Source organism: Acinetobacter sp. A1 (assembly GCF_012371315.1).
Taxonomy (GTDB): Bacteria; Pseudomonadota; Gammaproteobacteria; order Pseudomonadales; family Moraxellaceae; genus Acinetobacter.
Window position 1 is genome coordinate 37351 of record NZ_JAAZQY010000010.1, and the last position, 19242, is coordinate 56592.

18 protein-coding genes, 4 tRNA genes and 1 other RNA gene are annotated in these 19242 nt (G+C 41.8%); 11 read left to right on the forward strand and 12 right to left on the reverse strand.

Annotation, left to right across the window (positions count from 1 at the left end):
- Positions 1-2 precede the first annotated feature (2 nt).
- The 5 genes from HHA41_RS05585 to HHA41_RS05605 all read right to left on the reverse strand — a co-directional run bounded on the left by HHA41_RS05585 (position 3) and on the right by HHA41_RS05605 (position 3324).
- Positions 3-74 (reverse strand) — tRNA-Gln (locus HHA41_RS05585).
- 27 nt (positions 75-101) lie between these two features.
- A tRNA-Gln gene (locus tag HHA41_RS05590) sits at positions 102-176 on the reverse strand.
- Entirely contained in the window at positions 175-1005 is an 831-nt protein-coding gene (gene ispE / locus HHA41_RS05595; RefSeq protein ID WP_168418025.1) for a 4-(cytidine 5'-diphospho)-2-C-methyl-D-erythritol kinase, read from the reverse strand. The genes HHA41_RS05590 and ispE overlap by 2 nt, the downstream gene beginning before the upstream one ends.
- A 19-nt stretch (positions 1006-1024) precedes the next feature.
- Positions 1025-1603, reverse strand: a complete 579-nt coding sequence (lolB, locus tag HHA41_RS05600) for a lipoprotein insertase outer membrane protein LolB (protein WP_168418026.1) — start codon at positions 1601-1603, stop codon at positions 1025-1027.
- 8 nt (positions 1604-1611) lie between these two features.
- Complete coding sequence (locus HHA41_RS05605) at positions 1612-3324, reverse strand: tetratricopeptide repeat protein (RefSeq protein ID WP_168460900.1); 1713 nt, start codon at positions 3322-3324, stop codon at positions 1612-1614.
- 78 nt (positions 3325-3402) lie between these two features.
- Between HHA41_RS05605 and hemA the strand changes: the two genes are divergently transcribed.
- Positions 3403-4677 (forward strand): glutamyl-tRNA reductase, encoded by a 1275-nt coding sequence (gene hemA, locus HHA41_RS05610; RefSeq protein WP_168418028.1) that lies wholly within the window; start codon positions 3403-3405, stop codon positions 4675-4677.
- A 55-nt stretch (positions 4678-4732) separates the two neighbouring features.
- Here hemA and HHA41_RS05615 read toward each other — a convergent pair whose 3' ends face one another.
- Positions 4733-6697: a CHC2 zinc finger domain-containing protein gene (locus tag HHA41_RS05615; protein WP_168460902.1), complete on the reverse strand. Its 1965-nt coding sequence runs from the start codon at positions 6695-6697 to the stop codon at positions 4733-4735.
- 198 nt (positions 6698-6895) lie between these two features.
- The gene (locus HHA41_RS05620) at positions 6896-7876 is read right to left on the reverse strand and encodes an outer membrane protein assembly factor BamD (protein ID WP_168460904.1); all 981 of its coding nucleotides are present in this window, start codon (positions 7874-7876) and stop codon (positions 6896-6898) included.
- Positions 7877-7947: 71 nt separating this feature from the next.
- Between HHA41_RS05620 and rluD the strand changes: the two genes are divergently transcribed.
- The 3 genes from rluD to HHA41_RS05635 are packed head-to-tail and all read left to right on the forward strand — an operon-like array spanning position 7948 to position 10412.
- Entirely contained in the window at positions 7948-9000 is a 1053-nt protein-coding gene (gene rluD / locus HHA41_RS05625; protein ID WP_168418031.1) for a 23S rRNA pseudouridine(1911/1915/1917) synthase RluD, read from the forward strand.
- A 59-nt stretch (positions 9001-9059) separates the two neighbouring features.
- Positions 9060-9803, forward strand: coding sequence for a peptidoglycan editing factor PgeF (gene pgeF / locus HHA41_RS05630; protein ID WP_168418032.1), 744 nt, complete (start codon positions 9060-9062; stop codon positions 9801-9803).
- A 39-nt stretch (positions 9804-9842) separates the two neighbouring features.
- Positions 9843-10412 (forward strand): flavodoxin family protein, encoded by a 570-nt coding sequence (locus HHA41_RS05635; RefSeq protein ID WP_168418033.1) that lies wholly within the window; start codon positions 9843-9845, stop codon positions 10410-10412.
- Between the two features lie 100 nt (positions 10413-10512).
- Here HHA41_RS05635 and smpB read toward each other — a convergent pair whose 3' ends face one another.
- Positions 10513-10989, reverse strand: coding sequence for an SsrA-binding protein SmpB (smpB, locus tag HHA41_RS05640; protein WP_168418034.1), 477 nt, complete (start codon positions 10987-10989; stop codon positions 10513-10515).
- 178 nt (positions 10990-11167) lie between these two features.
- Here smpB and coaD point away from each other — a divergent pair, with 178 nt between their 5' ends.
- From coaD to HHA41_RS05660, 4 genes are all read left to right on the forward strand, one after another.
- The gene (coaD, locus tag HHA41_RS05645; protein WP_168418035.1) at positions 11168-11659 is read left to right on the forward strand and encodes a pantetheine-phosphate adenylyltransferase; all 492 of its coding nucleotides are present in this window, start codon (positions 11168-11170) and stop codon (positions 11657-11659) included.
- Position 11660: 1 nt separating this feature from the next.
- Positions 11661-11924, forward strand: coding sequence for a YfhL family 4Fe-4S dicluster ferredoxin (locus HHA41_RS05650; RefSeq protein WP_168460906.1), 264 nt, complete (start codon positions 11661-11663; stop codon positions 11922-11924).
- 27 nt (positions 11925-11951) lie between these two features.
- An RNA gene (gene rnpB / locus HHA41_RS05655) (RNase P RNA component class A) lies at positions 11952-12329 on the forward strand.
- 73 nt (positions 12330-12402) lie between these two features.
- Positions 12403-12479: transfer RNA gene (locus HHA41_RS05660), tRNA-Met, on the forward strand.
- Between the two features lie 40 nt (positions 12480-12519).
- Here the strand turns inward: HHA41_RS05660 and HHA41_RS05665 are convergent.
- Positions 12520-12945 (reverse strand): hypothetical protein, encoded by a 426-nt coding sequence (locus tag HHA41_RS05665; protein WP_168460908.1) that lies wholly within the window; start codon positions 12943-12945, stop codon positions 12520-12522.
- Positions 12946-13124: 179 nt separating this feature from the next.
- On the opposite strand from HHA41_RS05665, the gene HHA41_RS05670 reads away from it, so the two are divergent.
- Positions 13125-13201: transfer RNA gene (locus HHA41_RS05670), tRNA-Met, on the forward strand.
- Between the two features lie 144 nt (positions 13202-13345).
- On the opposite strand, the gene HHA41_RS05675 is transcribed toward HHA41_RS05670, so the two are convergent.
- The 3 genes from HHA41_RS05675 to gltA all read right to left on the reverse strand — a co-directional run bounded on the left by HHA41_RS05675 (position 13346) and on the right by gltA (position 17308).
- Complete coding sequence (locus tag HHA41_RS05675; protein ID WP_168460910.1) at positions 13346-14971, reverse strand: NAD+ synthase; 1626 nt, start codon at positions 14969-14971, stop codon at positions 13346-13348.
- Positions 14972-15325: 354 nt separating this feature from the next.
- Complete coding sequence (locus tag HHA41_RS05680; RefSeq protein WP_168460911.1) at positions 15326-15841, reverse strand: hypothetical protein; 516 nt, start codon at positions 15839-15841, stop codon at positions 15326-15328.
- 192 nt (positions 15842-16033) lie between these two features.
- Positions 16034-17308 carry a citrate synthase gene (gene gltA / locus HHA41_RS05685; protein WP_096901013.1) on the reverse strand — a complete coding sequence of 425 codons (1275 nt, stop codon included), beginning with the start codon at positions 17306-17308 and terminating at the stop codon, positions 16034-16036.
- A 1166-nt stretch (positions 17309-18474) separates the two neighbouring features.
- Between gltA and sdhC the strand changes: the two genes are divergently transcribed.
- Together sdhC and sdhD are read left to right on the forward strand one after the other, a co-directional pair.
- Positions 18475-18873 (forward strand): succinate dehydrogenase, cytochrome b556 subunit, encoded by a 399-nt coding sequence (gene sdhC, locus HHA41_RS05690; protein ID WP_143228670.1) that lies wholly within the window; start codon positions 18475-18477, stop codon positions 18871-18873.
- Entirely contained in the window at positions 18873-19238 is a 366-nt protein-coding gene (sdhD, locus tag HHA41_RS05695; RefSeq protein ID WP_096901012.1) for a succinate dehydrogenase, hydrophobic membrane anchor protein, read from the forward strand. The genes sdhC and sdhD overlap by 1 nt, the downstream gene beginning before the upstream one ends.
- The last annotated feature ends 4 nt before the right edge of the window (positions 19239-19242 follow it).

Here is a 19242-nt window from a genome sequence, read left to right on the forward strand (position 1 = left end):
GGCAGGGGTAGCTGGATTCGAACCAACGGATGCCGATATCAAAAACCGGTGCCTTACCACTTGGCGATACCCCTAATACAGTAATCTACAGGTGAAAGAGATGGCAGGGGTAGCTGGATTCGAACCAACGGATGCCGATATCAAAAACCGGTGCCTTACCACTTGGCGATACCCCTATTGTACTGTGAAATGTCGTAATGGAGATTCATCTAGGCTATTCACGCAGTACGCAGTACATGGTGAGTTTGCCAAAATGTATTCAACATTCATTTCTGCAGTCACTTCAGTAAAAACACAAGCACCTGTACCTGTAAGCTTTGCTTGACCAAATTGGTCTAAATAACGCATTGCTTCATCGACTTCAGGATATAAATTTCGTGCCACAGGCTCAAAATTATTTCCAAAGTCAGATGGCTTTATCTGATAGCCGCAGAATTTAGTGGGCTTCGAGTTTCTTGTCAATGTTTTTTGTGAAAAAAGTAGTTGAGTGCTGATAAAACAGTCAGGTTTTAACACAATATATTGTTTCGGGGCTAAGTCTATGAATGTTAACCGTTCACCAATGCCTTCTGCCCATGCATTGCGCCCATGTACAAAAATGGGAACATCTGCACCTAGTTGCAAACCCAATTCCGCCAATTGGTCAATTTCTAAGCCACATTGCCACAGCTGATTGACCACAATTAGCGTGGTTGCCGCATTAGATGAGCCACCGCCAAGCCCTGCACCCATTGGGATGTGCTTTTCAATCGCAATATTTAACCCAGTCACTTGTTTGGCGTATGGCTTTAAAATTTGCGTGGCCTTATAAATCAGGTTTTGCTCTAAATCGACACTATTTAAGCCCTGAATGTGAATGTCAGTTGTGTCATTCACTTCAAATTCCAGCCAGTCATATAAATCAATCAATTGAAAAATACTTTGCAGTTCATGGTAGCCGTCTTCACGACGACCCGTAATGTGCAAAAACAGATTCAATTTAGCAGGTGAGGGAACACGAGTCATGGCGAAATTTAGCAAGTGATTAACGATTTTGGATGAGCATTGTAATACGGTTTTCCTGCCCTGACTCAAGTGCCTGTTTCAAAATCAGGCGGTTGGGTAAAGGGGCATTGTCGTTATAACTTAAATCGACTGTCCAATCATCTTCAATAAATTGCGTAGGGCGTTGTTGACTGTCTTTTTGAATTTGAGCATCTACGGTTGCAGGTCGGGCTTGTACCCAGTCGATTAAATGGGTAATAGGCGCTTGCCAGCCTGTGGCACGTTCCAATAACTCTTCAGGACTTTCTGCATAAATTAAACCCGTTTTGGCGCTGTTCAAGGTGACTTGCCCAGGTTGTCCGCTAATTTGGGTCTTACCAACACCTAAAATACCACTTAGCTCAATATCAAACTGTTGTTGCTGTTGTACCCAAGTGAAAAAGGCACTGCCAGACTGTTGCGGGGTACGCACGCCAATTTTACCTTGTAGGTTAAACTGATTTTCTGCTTCGACCTGTTGTGAAACATGGGCGGGAGATTGCACAAAAGGCTGACAACCTGTAATGAGCAGACTGCTACTGACAAACAGGGTAAGACCTAATTTTGAAAATAAACGCATAAAATCACTTAACTCTTTTTAACGGGCTGCGCTAACAATAGCGAATTTAATTGTTGCAATTGCGGATCATTCGGATGATTTTGTTGTAATTGTTGTAACACTTGGCTGAATTTTTGGATATCACCTTGCATATACAGTGATTTTGCATAGCGTGCACCAATTGCTGCACTGTGGCTCAGCAAATAAGCTTTTTCTAAAGCCTGAGCAGACGCGGTATAGTCATTTTGCAAATAGCTGACATAACCCAAGGTATCTAAAATAGAAGCTTGCTCAGGTGCAAATTCAAGCGCCTGCTCTACATAGCGACGCGCTTCTTCCAAACGACGGTTTTGCAGCGCAAGGGTATAGGCGTAAGCATTTAAATAAGTTGGGCTATTTGGTTCAATTTCCAATAACTTGGTGAGCAATTGATCTAGTTTGTCTTTTTCTTGATGTGCATCGAGCAGCAAGACTTCTGAATAAATCAGGTCTGGATCATCAGGCAAGTTCTTGATGGCTTCATCCAATAAACGCAGTGCTGCTTTTTTATTGTTCATGCGTTTTAAAATGTCGGCCTGTGCCTGATACAAATAGCTGGCGTGTTGTGGGTAATTGACACGTTCCTGTGTTAAAAAGCGCAGGGCATCGTTTAGTTTATCTTGCTGGGCAAAAATACTGATCATGTTGCGGCGTGAAACCGTATATAGGCTGCCATCTACAAGTCGGTAATAGGCTTTTGCTGTTTCATAGTGCTGTTTACGTTCTGCATTGACTGCTAAATAATAATAAGCTTCATTTTGATATTGCGCAGAATAGCGCAGCTCGACCAAGTATTTTTCGGCCTTTTCGTATTGCTTTAAGTCGATACTGGTTAAACCCGCAAGAAACAAAGCTTCGTCTTCATCTGGCCATTTTTTTAAAATAGCTTCGAGTTTGCTTAGCGCCTGTGTCGCTTCATTCTTTTTGACTAGATATTTGGCTTCGGCTAGACGCACTTCAAAATTATTTTTATGCTTACGACTAGACTTTGCATACCATGCGGCTGTTTCAGCTTCATTGCCCAATACACCTAATAAATTGGCTTTCATTAAGATGTAGCCAGTCACCTTAGGGCGCTTTCTCAATGCTTGATTAATGGTATTGAGCGCTGCTTGGTATTGTCCATTTTGGGCTTTTAAACCTGCAATCAGCACTAAAATGGAAGGGTTGTCTTTGGCTTTACTGGTGCGCAAGGCCTGAATCAGAAACTCACGGTCTTCCGCAGACTCAGGGGCAATCCCTGCCAGAATTTGTTCTAGGTCTGCTGTGGCATCAATATTCAGAATTTTATCTAAGGTTTCTGCGGCCAAATCATATTCATGTGCTTTAAGGGCAATGTGCGCTAAATAGAACAGTGCAGGGACATCAGAAGGCTCTTGTACTACCCAATGCGTTGCAACATCGAGCGCCGCGCGTAGGTCATTTTGCTCAATTGCTATGTTTAAAGCACGCTGTTTAATTGAAGTTGAATTGTTTTTGATTGCCAGTACAGTGTAGTTGTGCAAAGCGGTGGGAATATCGCCATAGGCCAAGGCAAATTCGGCCACCATGGTTTGGTTTACAGCATTATAATTTGAATTTGCATGATAAATTTCTCCAGATGCACTAAGATGAGCACTAGAAGCCATGCTACCGACCAGTAAGAATGTGGTAGAATATTGCTTAATTGTCGCGCCGTATGGTCGGCTATTTGTTTGACGCAATTTTTCTTGATCCAAGTAATGCTTTTTATGACACCGTTATTGCACAATAGCATAAATTTAGCGAAATGATGATCTGATATGTCTTTCTTTGCATTGGGTGTCAACCATCAAACCGCCTCTGTCGAGTTGCGCGAGCAAATTGCATTTAACCCAGAAAAGTTAAGTGCCTTGCTTGCTGAGCAAAGCCATCACCCCGAACTGAATGATTTGGTGGTCGTGTCAACTTGCAACCGTACCGAAGTCTACGCCATGTCTGAACATCCAGAGCAGGTGTTGAATTGGCTCGCCCGTGTAAATGGTATTGATGCTCAGCAATTAAGTCATCATGTTTATCGTTATGAAAATGCACAGGCTGTATCACATTTAATGCGCGTGGCCAGTGGACTAGACTCGCTCATGTTGGGTGAGCCGCAAATTATGGGTCAGGTCAAAACTGCGCTGTCTTTAGCCAAAGACTCTCATACCGTTTCGCAACAACTAAACCGAATTTTTGAATATGCCTTTTACGCAGCCAAGCGGGTACGTTCTGAAACTGCTGTAGGCAGCCATGCGGTGTCTATGGGTTATGCTGTTGCGCAACTGGCTTTGCAAGTGTTTAGCCATCCTGAAAAATTAACAGTGATGGTGGTGGCGGCAGGTGAAATGAATAGCCTTGTGGCAAAGCATTTAGCAGAAATGGGTGTCGCTAAAATTTTGATTTGTAACCGTACCCGTGCTCGTGCCGAAACATTGGCGCAGGAAATTGCACATCGGGTAGAAGTTGAAATTATTGAGTTTGATCAGCTTGCCGCCAATTTACATCGTGCCGATGTGATTTCAAGTTGTACAGGCAGTTTGCATCAGGTCATTGCTTATCCTGAAGTAAAGGCGGCTTTAAAAAAACGCCGTTATCAGCAAATGTTACTGGTCGATTTAGCCGTACCACGTGATATAGATCCAAAAATTGAAAATTTGGATGGTGTGTATTTGTATGGGGTTGATGACCTGCAAACCGTGATTGATGAAAACTTGGCGCAACGTCGTCAGGCGGCGGTTGAGGCAGAAGTCATGGTCAATCAACTGGTGACAGAACTGGTGACTCAGCAAAAAGTCCAGCAAGCGGGTGCAACCATTCATGCTTATCGTGAACAAGGTGAAAGTTTGCGTGAGGAAGAGCTAAGTTTGGCAATGACACGTATTGCCAAAGGTGAAGATGCTGCACAGGTTTTGCAGGAATTTTCTTATCGTTTAACTCAAAAACTGCTGCATCCAACATCGATTTTGTTGCGCGAAGCAGCCAAAGGTGATGAGCCTGAGTGTTTTGAGTTTATGCAGGAAAACTTGGCAGAGATTGCCAAACGTCGTCGTAAATAAATACGACTTTAGGCCTAAAATTTATTTCTAACGATTAAGAACGAGCGCAGATCGCTTACTCTTCTAACAAGGTAAGCGATCTTTTTTTATCAATTTCATAAATTTGATGCTTTAAGCGTTTCATTTCTTCAATGCTGCTGAATTTCTTGGAGCGGATTTTTTGCTGTAAGCAATCGTATTGCAGTTTGGTTGAAAAATCCTGCGCCAGTTTATCGACATGTTCAGGGGAAGTGGTGTAATCGCTGACATTGGCTTGTTGTAAAATACGATGTAACTCAAAATGATAGGCTGCACATGCACCTAAAATATAATATTTAGCCTGTTCGGGATCATCTGGTAAATCATCAAAAATAATATTTAAAATATTTAAAATTTGATGCAGTAAGTGATCACTTGGAATCAAAGCACGTAAAGGCTCGAAGTGAATGTATAAATAGGGATGATTGATCAGAATCGCAATCACATATTCTTCGGCATCGACTTTGGTGCTAAAACTTAGGGATGCGTCATTATTGGTCTGTGCCTGCCATTTACGGTTAAAACCTAATTTTTCACGGAAAAACTGTTGCAGCAAATAGCGATAAGAGCCAGTTTTGGGTAATAGCTCGGTCAATTGTCGCAGTTCACCCATGACCTGACTTTTGCCTTCAGGGGTGCTGACATTATGGTTTTGGGTCAGATGTGCAAATACAAAGTCAGATAGTAAGGGAGCTTGATCGAGCAAGCGGCGGAAATTTTCAATCCCTTCGCGGCGGATGAGTGAGTCTGGGTCGTGCTCATTCGGTAAAACAAAGAATTTCAGTTCACGCCCATCATTTAACAAGGGCAGGGCAATTTCCAATGTGCGACGTGCGGCTTTTTGTCCTGCTGCATCGCCATCAAAAGCAATAGTAATGCGGTTGTTTTGACGGAATAGAATGTTTAAATGTTCAGTATTACTGGCTGTGCCCAAAGTTGCGACAGCACCATGAATACCGTATTGCTGTAAAGCAATCACATCCATATAGCCTTCAACCATTAAATAGTCTTGGGCTTTTTGCTTGCGGCCTTCATATAAACCATAGAGCAATTGGTTTTTATGAAAGACTTCCGAGTCGGGCGAGTTGATGTATTTGGGCTTGATTTCATCATTGAGTGCACGGCCACCAAAACCGACTACACGACCTTTGCTGTCACGGATTGGGAAAATCACCCGATCACGTAATAAATCGAAGTCACGTCCCTTGTCACTGGTACGAATCAAGCCTAGAAGTTTTAAGCCTGCAATGTCTTGTGGAAAGGCTTTTTCCAAATGTTGCCAGTCTTCAGGTGCATAGCCTAAACGCCAGAATTGCAGGGTTTGTGCAGTTAAACCACGTTTTTGGAAATACTGTTGTGCGGCAGGGTTATGCGGTAATTGCTGCTCGTAATATTGAGCCACGTTTTCGAGTAAGTCGTATAAGTTACCTTCCTGCGCAGGTGTTTCCTGTATGGCGTCCCATTGTTCAAAACCTGCAAAAGGGTCTGTACTGTTCTGAAATTCAGAACTTGAGTATTCAGTGCTTTGAAACTCGGCAAAAGGATCAAAGTCGATTCCCACACTCGTGTCAGCATCGTTAGCATGTTCGTTTGTTGCAGTTGGAGCCGCAGCAGTTTCCTGCTGATCTTTTACAGGCGGTTTTGGCTTTGCAATAGTTGCTGGCTTTTTGGCTTCACGTTTATAGGAGAGTTTTTTGCTGTCGTGCTGATCTTTCGGGAGTTCGATGCCTGTCTGACTGGCTAAGTCTTTCATGACATCCACAAAATTTCGGTTATCAATATCCATTAAAAAACGGATGGCGTTACCATTGGCCTGACAACCAAAGCAATGATAGTACTGCTTGTCACGGTAGACGTGAAAAGATGGTGTTTTTTCCTGATGGAATGGGCAACAGCCCGAATAGGTACGACCTGTTTTTTTTAGTTTCACGCGCTGACCAATCAGATCGACAATATCGGTGCGATCTAGAATTTGATCAATTGTGTGTTGTGGAATGGCCATACGTTTCGGTCTTTTATCTCTTAATTGGTTTGAAAGCAGTTTTTGCCGAACAGGTCGGAAACTGAAGTCAGTGTTGGCAGAATTATTCTCTTTTGTAGCTGTTTCTGCTGTTTGAAACAAGCCCTAGTAAAACAAAAGGCAAGTATCATAACTTGCCTTTGGTATTTTTCAAGATTGTCAAATCAGCTTGTGCTTATTTTATTCAGCACTGTCGTTTTGAGACTTAGGACGATCTAACAAACCAAAACTTAAACGGTTGGTTAAGCTGCGTGATGGTGCTGCTTGTGCATTGGCTTCAGATTGCTGTGCTTCGGTGCTGCTTTTCGCTTCACGTCCGAAAATACCCAAAGTGGCACGGTTAATCCAACTTGCATCGTGGCGTGCGGCACGCAAGTTCACGCTACCATCAGCTTTGACTAAGTTTGGATAGTTCAGTTTCAACACATCAATATATTGTTGTGCTGTTGCCTGATCGCCTAGTTTGCCATAACCATAAGCAACAGTTGCCAATGCTTCAGGAATTTGTGGCGTTTGTGGATAGTGTTCAATCACCCACAAAGAACGCTCAACTGCAGCGACCCATGCTTTACGTTTAATGTTGTAACGTGCCGCATTCATTTCGGCTTCCGCCAGTTCTTGACCAATAAACTGCATACGCTGTGCAGCGTCTACAGCATAAGTGCTTGAAGGATAACGACGAATAAAGTCGACAAAGTTTTGATAAGCCACTTTTAAATAGCTGACATCACGGTGCGATTGCTTGAGTGAGGTATAGCGCAACAAGCCATCATAGTTTTGTTCCATATTCGCCACGCCACGCACATAGTAGGCATAATCGGCTTTAGGATGCTGCGGGTTCATGCGGATAAAACGATCTGCAACTGCAATTGCACCTTCATAATCTTTTTGCTGGAATTTTGCATACAATAATTCAAGCTGCGCCTGTTGCGCATAATCACCTGTTGGGTAATATGTTTCTAAAGCTTCCAGATGCTTCACCGCATCGGTATATTGACCACGATCCAGTGCTTTTTCTGCTTTTTCAATATAAACCTGTTCGCTAGACTGCGGACCAGTATCGACCACTTCTTTTTTTGGATTGCTGCTACAGCCCACAATTGCAGACGCAACGCCGAGTGAAAGAGCAAGCATTGTTATTTTATAACGTGGTAGCGACATAAAAATTCCTCTGTTAATACGGGCAATGAGCTACAATTGCGCTATTAAACCACTTTTGTCTGAATGAGCAAATGAGTCAAGCACAATCTACCCATTCCAATTTACCTGAAACTGAGTTCAATTTACTTGAAGATGCTGAGGATGCAGATAACCATACTTCAGACTCAACTGCAACACGTTTATCGTTGCAATTTCAATTGGATGACAGCCATTTGGGACTACGCATCGATCAGGTTGCCGCGATCATTTGGAGTGAATTTTCACGTGAAAAGCTAAAACAGTGGCTGAAAGACGGTCATTTGTTGGTAAATGGTAACACGGTCAAACCTAAATATAAGTGCGAAGGCGATGAGCTTTTGACTTTAGAGGTGGAGCTTGAAGCGCAAACCCGTAGCCTGCCAGAAGATATTCCACTCGATATTGTTTATGAAGATGATGACATCATTGTGATCAATAAGCCTGTGGGCATGGTGGTGCATCCTGGAGCTGGTAATAGCTCAGGAACTTTGGTGAATGCCTTGCTGCATCATTATCCTAAATCTGCCGAATTGACCCGTGCAGGCTTGGTGCATCGTATTGATAAAGACACTTCAGGCTTGTTGGTCGTAGCGAAGAACTTAGAATCACAGTTTGCTTTAACCAAACAACTGGCGAAGAAATCAGTTTATCGTTTATACGACTTGGTGGTGTATGGCAACATGATTGCAGGCGGCACGGTTGATGAACCGATTAAACGCCATCCTGTAGATCGAATTAAAATGGCGGTCTTGCCGGGCGGTAAAGAGGCCGTGACGCATTACAATGTGAAAGAGCGTTTTCAGCACTTCACTCGCGTTCAGGCACGTTTGGAAACAGGGCGTACCCATCAAATTCGTGTGCATTTAAGCTATATTGGTTTTGGTTTGGTGGGCGATTCTGTCTATACCCCACGTGTGCGTGTCCCTGCGGGTGCATCGGCATTGTTGAACGATACATTGCGTAACTTTAAACGTCAGGCTTTGCATGCGGTCAAATTAGGTTTGGTTCATCCGAGAACACATGAAGAAATGATGTTTGAAGCGCCGTGGCCTGAAGATTTTAAGCAATTGGTAGATGTATTACGCAGCGAAAATGCAGCGTACTGATGCCATTCAACATCTGTCAGCTCAGATGGGGCTTTATATGCATTTAAAAGGATAGAGGCATGCAATTTGTTCAAGGACTCCCTGCAGGAGTATATGTCGGGCAAACCCGCATACAACATGTGCAGGCACTGGAAACAAGTTCTACAGAACTGTCTGGGTTTAATTTGGCACTGCATGTGCAGGATGATGCATGGCGTGTGCAGCAGCATCGTATGCGTTTGCTGGCAGAGTTTGCTAAATATGGGGTCGATAAACTGACTTGGATGACACAGACGCATAGTGTGTTGTGTCAGACCATTAATGAGCAAATCACTTTTGAAGCCTTAGAGGGCGATGGCTTGGTCACACAGCGTAAAGCACATGTTTTAATGATGATGACTGCGGACTGCTTACCTGTGGTTTTAGGCAATGCGGAAGGCACAGAAGTGGCCAACTTGCATGCAGGCTGGCGAGGTTTAGCCAACGGTATTATTGAAAACACCATTGCCGAAATGCAAAGTGCACCAACATGGGCGTGGTTAGGTGCTGCCATCAGTCAGCCATGTTTTGAGGTTGGAGCAGAAGTAAAACAGGCCTTTTGTGATAAATATTCTGAACTGGAAACGGCCTTTATAGATGGGCAACAATCTGGTAAATACTTTGCCGACTTGTATGCGATTGCACGCTATATTTTGCAGCAGCATGGTGTCATAACGGTATTGGGTGGTGATCAGTGCTCATATTCGCAGGCCGATCAGTACTATTCTTACCGCCGTCAGCCACGTACAGGCCGCATGGCAACATTCGTGTTTATGCAGGCTTAGTGTTAAACTTGACTTAATTATTTGGTTTTAAACATTCTCATGTCAGTGTCTCATTCAACATCTTCTTGCGCTGCAATTCGTGTGGCGGTGGTTTATCACAGTCCTTATGGCCATACTGCTAAGGTGGCACAGCATATTGCCCAGGGTGCTACACAAATGGGCGCACAAGTTGAGTTGATGGCGGTCACTGAAATTGAATGGGATAGCTTAGACCAAGCCGATATTATTATTATGGGCTGCCCAACGTATATGGGAAGCATCACTTCAGCCTTAAAACAGTTTATGGAAGAATCTTCCAAACGCTGGTTGGCCAGAACTTGGCAAGGCAAACTTGCCGCTGGCTTTACCAATGGCGGTGGGTTAAGTGGTGATAAACTGGCAGTCTTGCAACAAATTAATTTATTTGCAATGCAGCATGGCATGTTGTGGTCAGGTTTACCGTTTATGCCTACGGGCCGTAGCCCACATGACATTAACCGTATGTCGAGCTTTTTGGGTTTAATGACACAATCAGACAATGCCAGTGTAGAAGTTACGCCACCAGAAGGTGATTTAGAAACTGCGGTCAAATTTGGCAAGTATTTGGTGGAATTAAAACTTAAAGCCTAAGTTTGATTCGACTTTTACAAATGCCATAAAAAATGCTCGATATTTAATCGAGCATTTTTTATTGGTAATGCTAATTTTTAAATGATGGTAATTTATTAAATTACTTGTGCATCAAACGCGCTTTATCACGCTGCCAATCACGGTCTTTCTCTGAAGCACGTTTATCATGCAATTGTTTACCTTTAACCAAGGCAATTTCCAGCTTTGCCAAAGGGCCTTTCCAATAGCAAGCCAAAGGTACACAGGAATAGCCTTTTTGATTCACAGCACCCATCAACTTTTCAATTTCACGACGTGACAATAAAAGTTTACGGGTACGGGTTGCCTCAGGTACAACGTGAGTAGATGCAGACAGTAGCGGCTGAATTTGTGCACCAAATAAATAAGCTTCATTGTCACGAAATAAAATATAACTTTCGGTGATGGTCATGCGCCCAGCACGTAAAGATTTGACTTCCCAGCCTTGCAGTGAAAGTCCAGCCTCAAATTTTTCTTCAATAAAATAATCGTGGCGTGCACGTTTATTCTGTGCAATTGTGCCGCCCGTATTTTTTTTAACTACAGTTACCTTCGCCATAATCAATTACTTCCAAACTTATGACTATTGTGCCTCAAACAAGGACTAGCTGACAAATCAAAATCGTTGCAACTATAGACCATATATCTGTGAAGTTTCATAATTCGGTAGACTTTGTTCACTAAAATTTTTTGTATTTGTTAAACTAACGCCGACAAAACCAACTAGAGCTTAATGGATGTCTAAAACTCGCGTAATTTATCCGGGCACTTTTGACCCGATTACTAATGGTCATATTGACTTAGTGACACGTGCTGCAAAAATGTTTGATGAAGTCGTGGTCGCGATTGCAATTGGACATCATAAAAACCCAATTTTTACTTTGGAAGAACGTGTTGAATTGGCACAAGCCTCTTTAAAACATTTGCCAAATGTTGAGTTTGTAGGCTTTGATGGTTTGCTGGTCAATTTTTTCCGTGAGCAAAAGGCCACAGCTGTTTTACGTGGGTTACGTGCGGTTTCAGATTTTGAATATGAGTTTCAGTTGGCGAATATGAACCGTCAATTAGATGGTAAATATGAAGCAGTTTTCTTAACGCCGTCAGAGCAATACTCGTTTATCTCATCTACACTGGTTCGTGAAATTGCACGCTTAAAGGGAGATGTGACCAAGTTTGTATCTCCAGTCGTGGTCGAAGCATTTGAGCGTAAACTGCAACAAGGTTGGTAGCGTGTCTTTATATATTACCGATGAATGTATTAACTGTGATGTCTGTGAGCCTGTATGCCCAAATGAGGCGATTTTTATGGGCGAGTTGATTTATGAAATCAATCCAGCCTTATGCACTGAATGTGTTGGGCATCATGATCAGCCACAATGTCAGTTATTTTGTCCAGTCGATTGTATTCCGCCCGATCCGCAGCATGAGGAAACGCAGGAACAATTAATGGAAAAATATAAAAAACTAATTGCTCAAAAAAGCGCAAGCAATTAAGTCATAATTTTGCTAAGATGCGCCTTCGAAGTGAACCAGACGATCGCTGCTGTGGAGGTCTCCGTGACTAAAGCAGGGGAGGAAAGTCCGGGCTTCATAGGGCAGGGTGCCAGGTAACGCCTGGGCGGTGTGAGCCGACGGAAAGTGCAGCAGAGAGTAGACCGCCTTCGTATGGTTTCTTTTTCGGAAGAAATTGAAGGTAAGGGTGAAAGGGTGCGGTAAGAGCGCACCGCATGGCTGGTAACAGTTCATGGCATGGTAAACCCCACCAGAAGCAAGACCAAATAGGAATCCTGAGGTACGGCCCGTACTGGATTCGGGTAGGTCGCTTGAGCGTATGAGTGATTGTACGCCTAGAGGAATGATCGTTCTTGACAGAACCCGGCTTATCGGTTCACTTCACCAAATTTTAAGCAATAGTTGTGTGATAATGCTTGACGTCTATAGCATTACAGCAGATAATGCGCGCACAGTTTTTGGCTATGTAGCTCAGTTGGTTAGAGCACCGCACTCATAATGCGGGGGTCACAGGTTCAAGTCCCGTCATAGCCACCATTTTTCAGACCACGTTCACTAACGTGGTCTTTTTTTATCTTTAAAATTTTCCTGTGCAATCTATGTTGTTGGTATTGAGCTGAATTTGCATTTGCAGGTTTTGAATATGTTGCCAGTTGGCTTGCTGATCAGGATAGCTAAAAATTTTGGCATCCACCTGATTTAACTGTTTCAGTGAAATATGCTGTGATGCGCAATAACGTCCCACCGCACGCTCATAGGCCAATTGTTGCTGGGCTTCAGGACTGAGACGATCTGCAGTAAGAATCTTTTGCTGACCTTTGGCATAGGCCACCAATACACGTTTGTCAGCAAAGCTGTAGCTCATTTTTGAGTTGATATATTGTGCTACGTCGCGGCGTACACCGTTGTAGTCGACCAAAATAGGCCCAACGACCTGACATGCGCTTAAGCTCAAAGCTAAGCCTGCAACAGCAAACCATTTAAAACGAAGAGTAGAAGACATAGTATTTTCTTTGGTCATTTGAATAAATTTTGCAATAAATATGGATGATAATCCGTAAGAAAAAGGTAAATTGCCTAAAAACTAATAAATTGAAAAGTATTTGTTTAAACTGTGAGCGTTTGTAAATTAAAATACTTGACGATGCAGAGCTAAGTTTAGATAATGCGCACACAGTTTATGGCTATGTAGCTCAGTTGGTTAGAGCACCGCACTCATAATGCGGGGGTCACAGGTTCAAGTCCCGTCATAGCCACCATTTTTATAGACCAAGCTCTCAGCTTGGTCTTTTTTTATGTCTAAAATTTAAGTTGAGCTTTATTGACCTATTCTTAAAATACAGACAATAAAAAACCAAGCCTTCGCTTGGTTTTTTACGCTTCTGTTTAAGCCATAGTTTCGCTTAAATTCCAGGTTTCCAGCCATTCACCAATGGGTAACGACGTTCACGGCCAAATGCGCGTGAACTGATACGTGGTCCTAGGGCACCTTGGCGGCGCTTATATTCATTGCGATCAACCAATTGAATCACTTTCTCAACCATTGCACGTTCAAAGCCTTTGCCAATAATATCTTCTTGGCTTTGATCTTCTTCAATGTAGGCATACAAAATTGCATCCAAAATTTCGTACGGTGGTAAAGAGTCTTGGTCTTTCTGATCTGGGCGTAATTCTGCAGAAGGTGGGCGAGTAATCACGCGTTCTGGAATAACAGGCGTATCAGCAATACTGTTACGGTATTTTGCCAGTTCAAATACAATGGTTTTATACACGTCTTTGAGTACGGCATAACCACCGACCATATCGCCGTATAAGGTGCAATAGCCAACAGCCAGCTCAGATTTGTTGCCTGTAGACAGGACTAAATTACCAAATTTGTTGGAAAGCCCCATCAAAATTGTACCGCGTGCACGGGCTTGTAAATTTTCTTCAGTGGTGTCACTTGGGCTATTGCCAAAGAACGGATACAAGGTTTGCATGAAGCTATTCACTACAGGATGAATTTCGGCAATGCCGAAGGTAACACCTAATGCTTTGGCTTGCTCTGCCGCATCTTCAACACTGATTTGTGCTGTATAAGTATATGGCATCATCACCGCTTGTACTTTGTCTGCACCAATGGCATCGACTGCAATTGCAAGTGTCAGCGCAGAGTCAATACCACCCGATAAACCTAAAATAACCCCAGGGAAGCCTGAACGTTGTACATAGTCACGTGTAGCTAAAACCAAGCCTTGGTAAATTTCTGCCAACGTATCTAAAGCGGGGCTAATCTCTGCAGTTTTAAAGTGTTTCTGAGCAGCGTCATATTCAACGAAGAATACACCTTCCTGATACGTCGGCGCTTGTAGTGCAACATCGCCCGCTTGGTTGATCACGAAGCTAGTGCCATCGAAGATTAAATCATCTTGACCGCCCACTTGGTTCACATATACAACATTTAAGTGGAGCTGCTTAGCCAACTCAGTCATGGTTTGTACACGATGTTGTGGCTTGCCCACTTCATAAGGGGATGCATTGAGCACCAATGCTGTTTCAACATTGAGTTGTGCGAGTTGCTGTACCGTTGGCAGTGCCCATAAGTCTTCGCAAATCAATACGCCAAATTTATGTCCAAGGTATTCAAATACCAGATGTTGATGACCCTCATCGAAATAACGTTTCTCATCAAATACGGCATAATTTGGTAAATTTTGTTTGTTATAAATACCAAGAATATTGCCATCTTTCATGACTGCAGCAGAGTTGAAACGTTGACCATCTTCAGTTTCATTCACAAAACCGAAAACTAAAACGATATCTTTAATTTCACGTAATTGTTCAAATGCTTGTTGAGTGCGTTTGTTCAAGCTTGGGCGCAGTAATAAATCTTCTGCTGGGTAACCCAAGAGAGAAAGTTCAGGGAAAATAATCAGATCTGCGTGTTGTTTTTTCGCTTCATTTGCCTGTTCAAGCATTTTTTGCGCATTTGCTTCGAGATTGCCGATGTGTGGAGAGAACTGTGCAAGGGCAATTTTAAAAGATTTCATTTAAATTAAGTCCTATTCCTATAGGTTTAAAATACACATAAACAACTGATTATTATTGTTATAAAAATTTCAGCGCAGTGTATTGTGGATTAAACGACTGCCGAAAGGCACAAATAAAAACCATTTATTATCTAACAGATAAAGATCTTATTTTGCGGTGCAAAAATAGAGACTTTTGCTATTTTATCGTAATTTAGAATAGATGCTAGCATCGAATACACTTTATTCTTGTATGCTGCAGAATATCATTGAAATGTGACAGAATTTTTATGCTATTTATTTGAAATTATTATATTTTAAGATTAGGTTTGTCTGTGGTTTTAAGCCTGATTGCTCAAGTTAAAGAATATTCAGTTAAGCAATTGGTTTTGGTGGATTCAGAATAATATTGTCAATTTTTTTCAGGAAAATATCTTTAGCGATGTCGCCTTGTTGTTCAATGTTATAGGCAAAAAAAGGCTTGTTTGTAATCAATTGATAGCGATATGGATTGTACTGTTTAAAACTTAAATAATATGCCGTTTGTAAGAGTGCGCCATGTAGAAAGACATTAATTTTATGTTGGTATTGTAAAACATGCGCCATTTCGTGAATAAAAATAGCTTGATAGCCTAAATGTGCTTGTGTGTAGTCTGAACGGTAATGCAAATTGCGCACATGAATATCACCACAGGGTGCCATAAATATATGTTGTGGTTGCCAAGGTAAATAGGGGTGATTCATGACTCTGACTTTGCTGTAGTCAATTAAATGGCCGAACACAGACTGGCAGAGCTGTATTTCTGCAGGTGTTAAGTAGCGATATTTAAACTGCGCAAGTTTTAAAAAACGCATGAGCAGACTTAAAAATAAGAAATGCAGTTGCAGCATGTAAATTGATCATGAAAGGCTGACATTAAAAATATAGCGTAAAATGGGTTGCGACCCAATTTAATTATGTTGTCTAAGTCAAACTACCAAGGCTTTGTATTCTAGTGTGGATAAATATTCAAAAATAAAAAAAACCACCCGAAGGTGGTTTTTTGAGTCGTACTCATTTTACAAGGTACAACGCGAACCGAATTAACGGTTGATGTCGCGTTGAGTGTAACCTGTGTAAAGCTGACGTGGACGACCGATTTTGTAAGGACCGCTGTGCATTTCTAACCAGTGGCTGATCCAGCCTACAGTACGTGCAAGAGCGAAAATTACAGTAAACATTTCTGTTGGGATACCAATCGCTTTAAGAATGATACCTGAATAGAAGTCTACGTTAGGGTATAAGTTACGCTTGATGAAGTATTCATCAGATAACGCAATACGCTCAAGTTCCATTGCAAGTGCAAGTTGTGGATCGTTGATACCTAAGTCGTTAAGAACTTCGTCACAAGTTTGCTTCATTACTGTTGCACGTGGGTCGAAGTTTTTATAAACGCGGTGACCGAAGCCCATAAGCTTCACTTCTTTAGTCTTCACTTTTTCCATGAAGTCTGCAACGTTTTCTACAGAGCCGATTTCGTCAAGCATCTTAAGAACAGCTTCGTTCGCACCACCGTGAGCAGGACCCCAAAGTGCAGAAATACCTGCAGAGATACATGCGTATGGGTTAGCGCCAGTAGAACCAGCTAAACGTACAGTTGAAGTAGACGCGTTTTGTTCGTGGTCAGCGTGAAGCGTGAAAATACGATCCATAGCGCGTGCATGAACAGGGTTAACTTTGTAGTCACGGTCTGCTGGTGTAGCAAACATCATGTACAAGAAGTTTTCTGCGTAGCTTAAGTCGTTACGTGGGTAAACGAATGGTTGACCAACTGTGTACTTGTAGCTCCAAGCCGCTAAAGTAGGAATCTTCGCGATTAAACGAATCGCTGTGATTTCACGGTGGTTAACATCTTCGATGTCCAAATTGTTGTGATAGAACGCAGATAACGCACCAACAACACCAACCATGATTGCCATAGGGTGAGCATCACGACGGAAACCGTTATAGAAACGCTTAACTTGGTCGTGAACCATAGTGTGGTTGCGAACTTTTGCGTCAAAATCAGCTTTTTGTTCAGCTGTTGGAAGCTCGCCATTTAATAATAAGTAGCAAGTTTCTAAGTAGTCAGCTTTAGTTGCCAATTGGTCAATTGGGTAACCGCGGTGTAAAAGAATACCTTTGTTACCATCAATAAATGTGATTTTAGACTCGCAAGACGCTGTTGCCATAAAACCAGGATCAAAAGTAAAGTGACCTGCCGCCAACACATCCTTAACGTCAATTACATCTGGGCCTAATGTGCCGCTGTAAATTGGTAATTCAATTTCTTTTCCATCAAGCTGTAATACGGCTTTTTTGCCAGTTGCTTCAGACATTCAATAGATCTCCTGTCCTGGTGAATGTTGATCTGACTCGAAGTATCAATCTTTTAATGCGCAAGTCAGACGGATTAAAAATTTGCTCTAAGATTAGAGAGTACTGAAATTTTGTCAATTATACTTATGGATTAAGTAGACGACTGTTTGCAGAAAAAGCCGAAAAAATTCCAGTAAAAAAATCAATAAAATCACAGCACAGCCGCAGTATCATAAGTCAAAATTTGTTGGATGTGCAGAAAAAAATCATCGTTTGGGATTAATTGTAAGCAATTTTAAATAATGGTTTTGCTGTGGTGATTCTGCGGTGGGTTGCAGCCCAAAACTTAAATTTATCTAATTCTCATAACTTACACGTTTTTGCATAGGCATCAGGTAGGTTTGTCTTTTGGATACAGGCTGCAAGTCGGGTATTTAAAATAGATGTTAATTGATCAAAAAATGACTGATTAAACTCAGAAAAAATTTTAGGAATAAGCATTTTTTGGGCAAAAGAATATGGGGTTCTGCATAAGATTAAGAGTTTCTTGTTTTGTGTAATATTGGAAAATACTGGATAAGTCATTCTTTCGCATGATGATTATGGTAAAAAAGGTAGATTGGTATTTAGAGCGGACGCTGAATATAAGTTTGAGAAATAGTCTGGGTTGTAAACCTTGTAATCGGGGAAATATAAAACAGTCTAAGTCTTTTGATTATAAATAAATAAAAGTTATCCGAGTGTGAGTAAGCCAATAATTGTTGCTTTGCAGCAACGTATCACAGCTTTAACAGTAAAAGATGCGAGTGTCCGATAAAGCTGTGTGCTCAATGTTTGTAGACACGAATAGATATGATAGAGAGTAAGGTGCAAATTTATCTTTAGTCTAAATATTCTAAATAGATATAAAGCTATATATAGAGCCTATTGCAAAATAAATTGTATAAAAACATTGTGTTATAAGTATGATTGTAATTTAGTTAAGCAGGTTGTTGCTTCTTATTGTTGTTAATGATTCTTATTTAAAGGATTTTTGGCAAAAAAGCCGAGCTGTGTTGTTTGTATTTTGACAGTTGACGTTTTATAATTCAGTGTCGTTTTAAGGTTAGGCATGAATTTGCCTGACAATGCCAGCTTTCCTTCGAATTTATTCCAACAAACTCCGGATGGAGTTTTTACTTACAGGATGCCCGCTGTGAAAAGCAACAGACCTGTCAATTTGTCCATGGGTCAAGTTTTAGAAGTAAACTTAAAATCGCCCGTGGCTATTGCATCAATTCTACACCGTCTTTCTGGTGTCATCGTATTTTTACTCGTACCGGTACTTTTATGGTTGTTAGACAAGTCATTGTCTTCACCTGAAGGTTTTGCTCAAGTTCAAGAAATTTTTAACGGTTTCTTTGTGCGCTTTATCGTATGGGTATTTGTAGCCGGCTTAATTTATCACTTCATTGCTGGTATTAAGCACTTACTTGCTGACCTTGGTTTTGCAGAAGAACTGCAAAGCGGTCGCATTGCAGCTACTATTTCATTGATCTTGTCTGCAATTGGTATCGTTGCAGCATTTGTATGGATTGTAATCTAATGAAAAGTGCTACAGGTTTAACGGGTTCAGGTTCTCGCGATTGGTATATCCAACGTGTTAGTGCTGTAGTTCTTGCTGTTTATACCGTTGTGGTATTTGGTTGGATTCTTCTTAACGGTGGATTCAACTTTGAACAGTGGTACGGCTTTATGATGACATTACCAATGAAGATTATGTCTTTATTGGCAGTCTTATCTCTTGTTGCACACGCTTGGATTGGCATGTGGCAAGTATTCACTGACTATGTGACTACTCGTCAAATGGGTCCTTCAGCTTCAGGTTTACGCCTAGTGCTGACTTCAGCAGTGATTATTGCTGTTTTTGCATACGCAATCTGGGCTATCCAGATTTTCTGGGCGAATTGATAGG

What these genes read in the sequence shown, in the direction of transcription:
- ispE (WP_168418025.1), bottom strand. Translation starts at nt 1,005, where the DNA reads ATGACTCGTGTTCCCTCACCTGCTAAATTGAATCTGTTTTTGCACATT.
- lolB (WP_168418026.1), bottom strand. Translation starts at nt 1,603, where the DNA reads ATGCGTTTATTTTCAAAATTAGGTCTTACCCTGTTTGTCAGTAGCAGT.
- hemA (WP_168418028.1), top strand. Translation starts at nt 3,403, where the DNA reads ATGTCTTTCTTTGCATTGGGTGTCAACCATCAAACCGCCTCTGTCGAG.
- HHA41_RS05615 (WP_168460902.1), bottom strand. Translation starts at nt 6,697, where the DNA reads ATGGCCATTCCACAACACACAATTGATCAAATTCTAGATCGCACCGAT.
- HHA41_RS05620 (WP_168460904.1), bottom strand. Translation starts at nt 7,876, where the DNA reads ATGTCGCTACCACGTTATAAAATAACAATGCTTGCTCTTTCACTCGGC.
- rluD (WP_168418031.1), top strand. Translation starts at nt 7,948, where the DNA reads ATGAGTCAAGCACAATCTACCCATTCCAATTTACCTGAAACTGAGTTC.
- pgeF (WP_168418032.1), top strand. Translation starts at nt 9,060, where the DNA reads ATGCAATTTGTTCAAGGACTCCCTGCAGGAGTATATGTCGGGCAAACC.
- HHA41_RS05635 (WP_168418033.1), top strand. Translation starts at nt 9,843, where the DNA reads ATGTCAGTGTCTCATTCAACATCTTCTTGCGCTGCAATTCGTGTGGCG.
- smpB (WP_168418034.1), bottom strand. Translation starts at nt 10,989, where the DNA reads ATGGCGAAGGTAACTGTAGTTAAAAAAAATACGGGCGGCACAATTGCA.
- coaD (WP_168418035.1), top strand. Translation starts at nt 11,168, where the DNA reads ATGTCTAAAACTCGCGTAATTTATCCGGGCACTTTTGACCCGATTACT.
- HHA41_RS05665 (WP_168460908.1), bottom strand. Translation starts at nt 12,945, where the DNA reads ATGTCTTCTACTCTTCGTTTTAAATGGTTTGCTGTTGCAGGCTTAGCT.
- HHA41_RS05675 (WP_168460910.1), bottom strand. Translation starts at nt 14,971, where the DNA reads ATGAAATCTTTTAAAATTGCCCTTGCACAGTTCTCTCCACACATCGGC.
- HHA41_RS05680 (WP_168460911.1), bottom strand. Translation starts at nt 15,841, where the DNA reads ATGCTGCAACTGCATTTCTTATTTTTAAGTCTGCTCATGCGTTTTTTA.
- gltA (WP_096901013.1), bottom strand. Translation starts at nt 17,308, where the DNA reads ATGTCTGAAGCAACTGGCAAAAAAGCCGTATTACAGCTTGATGGAAAA.
- sdhC (WP_143228670.1), top strand. Translation starts at nt 18,475, where the DNA reads ATGCCCGCTGTGAAAAGCAACAGACCTGTCAATTTGTCCATGGGTCAA.
- sdhD (WP_096901012.1), top strand. Translation starts at nt 18,873, where the DNA reads ATGAAAAGTGCTACAGGTTTAACGGGTTCAGGTTCTCGCGATTGGTAT.